6 protein-coding genes are annotated in these 6,974 nt (G+C 68.4%); 1 reads left to right on the plus strand and 5 read right to left on the minus strand.

The features are described 5' to 3' along the window. Positions 1–140 precede the first annotated feature (140 nt). On the plus strand, positions 141–2,480 hold the full coding sequence (clpA, locus tag ACTB72_RS00900; RefSeq protein WP_463035085.1) for an ATP-dependent Clp protease ATP-binding subunit ClpA: 2,340 nt from the start codon (positions 141–143) through the stop codon (positions 2,478–2,480). A gap of 179 nt (positions 2,481–2,659) precedes the next feature. On the opposite strand, the gene ACTB72_RS00905 is transcribed toward clpA, so the two are convergent. The 5 genes from ACTB72_RS00905 to ACTB72_RS00925 form a co-directional block, all read right to left on the minus strand. Next, positions 2,660–2,959 carry a 4a-hydroxytetrahydrobiopterin dehydratase gene (locus ACTB72_RS00905; RefSeq protein WP_463035086.1) on the minus strand — a complete coding sequence of 100 codons (300 nt, stop codon included), beginning with the start codon at positions 2,957–2,959 and terminating at the stop codon, positions 2,660–2,662. Further along, positions 2,959–4,161 carry a GNAT family N-acetyltransferase gene (locus ACTB72_RS00910; protein ID WP_463035087.1) on the minus strand — a complete coding sequence of 401 codons (1,203 nt, stop codon included), beginning with the start codon at positions 4,159–4,161 and terminating at the stop codon, positions 2,959–2,961. Before ACTB72_RS00910 ends, ACTB72_RS00905 begins: the two co-directional genes overlap by 1 nt. An 84-nt stretch (positions 4,162–4,245) precedes the next feature. Next, complete coding sequence (locus ACTB72_RS00915) at positions 4,246–5,019, minus strand: glycerophosphodiester phosphodiesterase family protein (RefSeq protein WP_463035088.1); 774 nt, start codon at positions 5,017–5,019, stop codon at positions 4,246–4,248. Positions 5,020–5,043: 24 nt separating this feature from the next. Continuing rightward, positions 5,044–5,511, minus strand: a complete 468-nt coding sequence (locus tag ACTB72_RS00920) for a RidA family protein (RefSeq protein ID WP_463035089.1) — start codon at positions 5,509–5,511, stop codon at positions 5,044–5,046. Positions 5,512–5,640: 129 nt separating this feature from the next. After that, complete coding sequence (locus ACTB72_RS00925; RefSeq protein WP_463035093.1) at positions 5,641–6,966, minus strand: HlyD family type I secretion periplasmic adaptor subunit; 1,326 nt, start codon at positions 6,964–6,966, stop codon at positions 5,641–5,643. Positions 6,967–6,974 lie beyond the last annotated feature (8 nt).

A 6,974-nucleotide genomic window follows, 5' to 3' on the forward strand; every position in this document is an offset into this window, starting at 1 on the left:
CGCGGTAACCGACCCTTGATCCGTTGCTGACAAACTCGAAGTTTAGTGGTGCACTACGATCCAAGGGCCCGGTTCCACGGGCCCGCCCGGATCGCTCCGCGCGGCCTCCCCGCGCGGTTCCAGCGGAAAGGTGACGCGCTATGCCCTCGTTCTCCAAGACCCTTGAGGAAGCCATCCACTACGCGCTGAGCCTCGCGAACGAGCGCAAGCATGAGCTTGCGACCCTCGAACATCTGTTACTGGCTCTGATCGACGAACCCGACGCGGCCCGGGTGATGAAGGCCTGCGGGGTCGATCTCGACACCCTGCGCGAAAGCCTGACCCGCTTCGTGGACAACGAGCTGGAAGCGCTCGTCTCCGATGTCGACGGGTCCGAAGCCGCGCCGACCACCGGGTTTCAGCGGGTGATCCAGCGCGCCGCCATTCATGTCCAGTCCTCCGGCCGCACCGAAGTGACCGGCGCCAACGTGCTCGTCGCCATCTTCGCCGAGCGTGAGTCGCATGCCGCCTTCTTCCTGCAGGAGCAGGACATGACCCGCTACGACGCGGTCAACTACATCTCCCACGGCGTGGCCAAGAACCCCGCCTATGGCGAGTCGCGCCCGGTGCGCGGCGCGGAGGAGGAGGAGACGACGCGCCCCACCTCCGGCCCCCGCCAGGAGAAGGAGGCCGAGAAGGACGAATCCGCGCTCGGCAAGTACTGCGTCGACCTCAACGTCAAGTCCCGCAAGGGCGACGTCGATCCGCTGATCGGCCGCGAGTCGGAAGTCGAGCGCTGCATCCAGGTCCTCTGCCGTCGCCGCAAGAACAACCCGCTGCTGGTGGGCGATCCCGGCGTGGGCAAGACCGCCATCGCCGAGGGTCTCGCCAAGAAGATCGTCGACGGCCAGACCCCGGACGTGCTGGCCGGCGCCACCATCTTCTCGCTCGACATGGGCGCGCTGCTGGCCGGCACCCGCTATCGCGGCGACTTCGAAGAGCGGCTCAAGGCGGTGGTCAAGGAGCTTGAGGACCATCCCGACGCGATCCTGTTCATCGACGAGATCCACACCGTGATCGGCGCCGGCGCGACCTCCGGCGGGGCCATGGACGCCTCCAACCTGCTGAAGCCCGCGCTTCAGTCGGGCGGGCTGCGCTGCATGGGCTCGACGACCTACAAGGAATTCCGCCAGCACTTCGAAAAGGACCGCGCCCTGTCGCGTCGGTTCCAGAAGATCGATGTCTACGAGCCGACCGTCGAAGACACGGTGAAGATTCTCAAGGGTCTCAAGCCCTATTTCGAAGAGCATCACTCGGTCCGTTACACCGGCGAGGCGATCAAGGTCGCGGTGGAGCTGTCGGCCCGCTACATCAACGACCGCAAGCTGCCCGACAAGGCCATCGACGTCATCGACGAGGCGGGCGCCGCCCAGCACCTGCTGCCCGAATCGCGTCGCCGCAAGACCATCACGCCCAAGGAGATCGAGGAGGTCGTGGCCAAGATCGCCCGCATCCCCCCGAAATCCGTCTCCAAGGACGACGCCGAGACGCTGCGCGACCTGGAAGCCAGCCTCAAGCGCGTGGTCTTCGGCCAGGACGCGGCGATCGAGGCCCTGGCCTCGGCGATCAAGCTGTCGCGGGCCGGTCTGCGCGAACCCGAGAAGCCGATCGGCAACTACCTGTTCGCCGGCCCGACCGGCGTCGGCAAGACCGAGGTGGCCAAGCAGCTGTCCTCGACCCTGGGGGTGGAGCTGATCCGCTTCGACATGTCGGAATACATGGAGAAGCACTCGGTCTCCCGCCTGATCGGCGCGCCTCCGGGCTATGTGGGCTTCGACCAGGGCGGCCTGCTGACCGATGGCATCGACCAGCATCCGCATTGCGTGCTGCTGCTCGACGAGATCGAGAAGGCCCATCCGGACGTGTTCAACATCCTCCTGCAGGTGATGGACCACGGCAAGCTGACCGATCACAACGGCAAGTCGGTGGATTTCCGCAACGTGGTGCTGATCATGACCTCGAACGCCGGCGCGTCGGAGCTGGCCAAGTCGGCCATCGGCTTCGGCCGCGACCGGCGCGAGGGCGAGGATACCGCGGCCATCGAGCGGACCTTCACGCCGGAGTTCCGCAACCGTCTGGACGCCGTCATCTCCTTCGGCCCGCTGCCCAAGGAGGTCATCCTGCAGGTGGTCGAGAAGTTCGTCCTCCAGCTCGAGGGTCAGCTGATGGATCGGGGCGTGTCGATCGAACTGACCCGGCCCGCCGCCGAGTGGCTGGCGGAGCGCGGCTACGACGACCGCATGGGCGCGCGTCCGCTGGGCCGCGTGATCCAGGAGCACATCAAGAAGCCCCTGGCTGAGGAACTGCTGTTCGGCAAGCTCACCAAGGGCGGCCTGGTGAAGGTCGGGGTCAAGGACGGCAAGCTGAACCTCGAGATCAGCAAGCCGGATGCGCCGAAGCTCGCCAACGCCAGGAAGCCGCCGCTGCTGACCGCCGACTGAACCCTGCCCGCCCCTTTGCGGGGGCGGTCCGCGGGATCGAAACGGCCCGAAATCAGAACGTTCTGCCCGGGGAACCGGGCGGGACGTTTTGTTTCAATCGGATACAATGGCTTCGCGTGCGCTCCCGCAGCGTGGTCAGGCGCGGAATATGGCGCGATGTGCGGGCGGAGCCGCCGGCTTCACCCCGCCATTCGATCCATCGCCATCGCCATCTCCACATCCAGCGCGGTGACCCCGTCGGCGTCATGGGTGGTCAGCTCGACCTCCACCGCCCGGTAGACATTCGACCATTCAGGGTGGTGGTCCATCTTCTCGGCCACCATCGCCACCCGGGTCATCCAGCCGAACGCCTCCGAAAAATCCTTGAAACGGAATAGCTTGGCGATGGTGTCACGCTCCTCCGTCTCCGTCCATCCCGAATTGAGCAGGGGGGCGAGCGCCATGGCGCGGGCCTGGCCTTCCAGTTTCACGGGTCGCATCAGTCATGTTCCTCCACTTGCGCGCCGAGGTCGCCCTTGCGGAACGGGCTCCGCTCGGACAGCCAGTCGATCTCGTCGCCCACGGCGCGACGCTCGGCCTCCAGATAGTCGGCGACGGCGCGGCGGAAACCGGGATCGCCGATCCAGTGCAGCGAATGGGTCTTCGCGGGCAGGTAGCCGCGGGCGAGCTTGTGTTCGCCCTGCGCGCCGGCCTCGACCCGCGCCAGCCCGTGGGCGATCGCGTAGTCGATGGCCTGGTAGTAGCAGGCCTCGAAATGCAGGCAGGGGTGGTGGGCGCTGCAGCCCCAGTAGCGGCCGTAAAGCGCCTCGCGCCCGATGAAGTTCAGGGCGCCGGCGATGGGTTGGCCGTCGCGATACGCCAGAATCAGCAGGGCGTCGTCGCGCAGGGTCGCCTGCAATTCGTCGAAGAAGGCGCGGGTCAGATAGGGCGTGCCCCATTTGCGCGAGCCGGTGTCCTGGTAGAACCGCCAGAACGCGTCCCAATGCTCTGGCCGCAGATCGTCGCCGGTCAGCGCCCGGATCTGCACCCCGGCCTGCGCCGCGGCGCGCTCCTTGCGGATGTTCTTGCGCTTGCGCGACGAGAGATCTGCGAGGAAGGCGTCGAAATCGGCGTAGCCGTGGTTCACCCAATGGAACTGCTCGCCGACCCGCTGCAGCAGGCCGAGCTCGGCCCCCGCCTCCCATTCCGTCTCGGTGCAGAAGGTGATGTGCAGCGAGCTCAACCCGTTCTCCGCCGCGATCTGCACCGCGCCCTGGACCAGCGCGCCGAGCGCCGCGGCCTGGGGCGCGTCGGGCGCGACCAGAAACCGGCGGCCTGTGGCCGGCGTGAAGGGCGCGGCGGATTGCAGCTTGGGGTAATAGTCGCCGCCCGCCCGCTCGAACGCATGGGCCCAGGAATGATCGAAGACGTATTCGCCCTGGGAATGGGTTTTGATGTAGAGCGGCATGACCCCGATCACCGTCCCCCCGAGGCGCGCCACCAGATGCCGGGGCGTCCAGCCCGACCGCCCGCCGACCGACCTGGACACCTCCAGCGCCCGCAGAAAACGGTGGGTGACGAAAGGGTTGTCGGCGGCGCGCCCCGGGGCCCCGCCGGGGTCGGCGCAATGATCCCAGACCTGCGGCTCGATCTCGTCGAGCCCGCTCAGCACCGTGATTTCGACGATGTCGGATCCGTCCATGGCGAGCCTCTCCGGCCGGCTGCGTCCCGCACCAGGGTGGGGGCGGCGCGCCTCAGGTCAATGGAAAGCCGCCGCGCCGGCGCGTCACGAAACCGGCAGGTAACCTTCGAAGGTCACGTTGTCGGCGTGGCGACGGGCGGTCGCGTCCTCTTCGAGGCTGCGCGTGGTCCAGCACAGCGCCGGCACCCCCGCCTCGCGCAGGCGGCGCACCCGCGGGGTCGGCAGGTCGCGCCAGCGGTAGGAGAAGAAGTCGGCCTCCGAGGTTTCGAAGCTCGCCATGTCGGTCAGCTCGCGCCGGGTCTCGGGGTCGAACTCGCCGCCCTCCTCGTCGCGGGTCCAGTCCATGGAGACGAGGCCGCGCACGATCTCGGGCGCATGGGCGTGGAACCAGGCGACGGAGCGGGGATCGAAGCTCATCACCGCCACCGGGCCCCCCCCGGCGGCCGCATGGTCCGCGAGCAGGGAGGCGGTGCGGAATTCCAGCTTGCCCGCGCCGACCGACGCGCTCTGGCGCTTGATCTCGACCAGCAGCGGCGCGTCGCCGGCCGCCTCCAGCGCTTCCGCGAAACTGGGGATGCGGTCGCCGTCGGCGGCGCCGATCAGCTTCAGCTCCGCCAGGTCGTCCGCCCGCCATTCCCGGATTTCGCCGGGCTGGCCGGTCAACCGCTGCAGGTCGTCGTCATGGAAGCAGATCGCCTCGCCGTCGGACGAGCATTGCAGGTCGATCTCGATTCCATAGCCCGCCGCCGCCGCCGCCCGAATCGCGGAGAGCGAATTCTCCACCACCCCGGCCTTGCGGTCGTGCAGGCCGCGATGGGCGATGGGCCGGTCGAGGAAGACGGCGGGCAGTCGGGACATGGCGGATCTCCGGCGGACGGCGTGTCAGGCGATCTCGAAGACGCCCTCGACCTCGGTGGCGACGCCGAAGGGCAGGTTGACCACCCCGAAGGCGGAGCGGGCATGCGAGCCGATTTCGGCCCCGAACACGGCGACCATCAGCTCGGAACAGCCGTTGATCACCTTGGGGTGGTCGGGGAAATCGGGGGTGGAGTTGACGAAGCCGGTCAGTTTGACCACGCGCTTCACCCGGTCGAGATCGCCGTCGCAGGCGACTTTCAGCTGGGAGATGAGCGAGATGGCGGAGGTCCTGGCCGCGGCGGCGCCGGCCGCGATGTCGGTGTCGGCGCCGAGCTTGCCGACGATCAGCCCGTCCGGCCCGGCCGAGACCTGGCCGGAGATGTAGACCAGGCCTGCCGCCTTCACGAAGGGCACATAGGCGGCGGCGGGCGCCGGGGGGGTGGGCAGCGTGATGCCCAGTTCGGCCAGGCGCGCGTCGATCTTGCCGGTCATCGGGGTCTCCTGAGGTTCGCATGTGCGGGTCGCGTGGGCCCCGGCGCGCAGGCGGCGCGCCGGGGCGTTGCGCGGGACCGTGCCCCTACGCGCCGCGTCGCGCAAGCCCGCGCGGGCGCGCAGGGGGGCTCAGTCCTCGCGCAGCGACTTGGCGAAGTAGTCCTCGACCGGCTTGATCAGGTAGTTCAGCGGCGTGCGGTCATAGGTCTTGATATAGGCCTCGACCGGCATGCCGGGGACCAGCACATGCCCGTCCAGTTTGGTTTCCTCGCCCGGGTCGAGCGCGAGTTCGACCGGGTAATAGCTCTGCCCGGTGCGCTCGTCGACGATGGTGTCGGCCGAGACCTTGACCACGTGGCCGTCGATTTCGGGCGTGGTGCGCGAGCTGAAGGCCGAGAAGCGCAGCGTCGCGGCCTGGCCGGGAAAGACCTCGTCCACATGGATCGGCTCGATGCGGGCGTTGAACACGAATTCCACGTCGGAAGGCAGGATGTAGAGGATCGGCTGCGCCGGGCTGACCACGGCGCGCCGCGCGAAGACGGTGGAGCCGTAGACCGTGCCGGCGATGGGCGCGCGCACCTCCATCCGGCTCAGCTGCTCGTTGATCGAGGCGAGCTGCTCGCGGACCTGATTCTCCTGATACTGGATGTCGCGGACCTGGGTGATCGCCTGCTCCTGCCGCTGGGTGGTGGTCTGCAGGATCTGGATCTCGATCTCCGCCACCTTGCCGCGGAATTCGGCGATGGAGGCCATCAGCGAGCCGACCTCGCCCTGAAGGCGCGCCTCCTCCCGCTGCAGCGACAGCAGGCGGGTGAGCTGGGCGAGGCCCTGGTCGTAGAGCTTCTGCTGGCCGACCAGCTCCTGCTCGATCAGCTCGGTCTGGCGCGAGAGCGAGGTGACCTGCGCTTCGGCGCCCTCGATCTGCTGGCGGATCTGGGACTGGCGTTCGCGCAGCTGCTCGGTGGTTTCCGACAGGGCGCGCAGGCGGGTGTCGAACAGCGCCTGCTGGCCGTCGACGATGACCTTGATCGCCTTGTCGGTCTTGGCCTTTTCGATCAGGCGTGGGTCGAAGTCGATGACCTCGCCGCCGAACTGCTCGGCCTCCATCCTGTTGCGGCGGGCGACCAGCTCCCAGTACTGGCCGTCGAGGATGGTGGCTTCCGAGCCCTGCAGCGTGTCGTCGAAGCGCAGCAGCACGTCGCCGGCGGCCACGACGTCGCCGTCCTTGACCATGATCTCGCCGACCACGCCGCCGTCGGGGTGCTGGACCACCTGTTCGCGGGTTTCGACGTCGACTTCGCCGGCGGCGATGATCGCCCCGGCGATGTTGGTCAGGGCGGCCCAGAGGCCGAAGCCGAAGACCAGCGCGAACAGCGCGATCATGCCGATGGTCGTGGCCGTGCCGGCGGAGAAGCGCCGGGCGGCGCCGGCGGCGTCGAGCCGCTCGGGCCCCAGGCCGTCAT

The sequence above is a fragment of the Albimonas sp. genome (assembly GCF_055129145.1).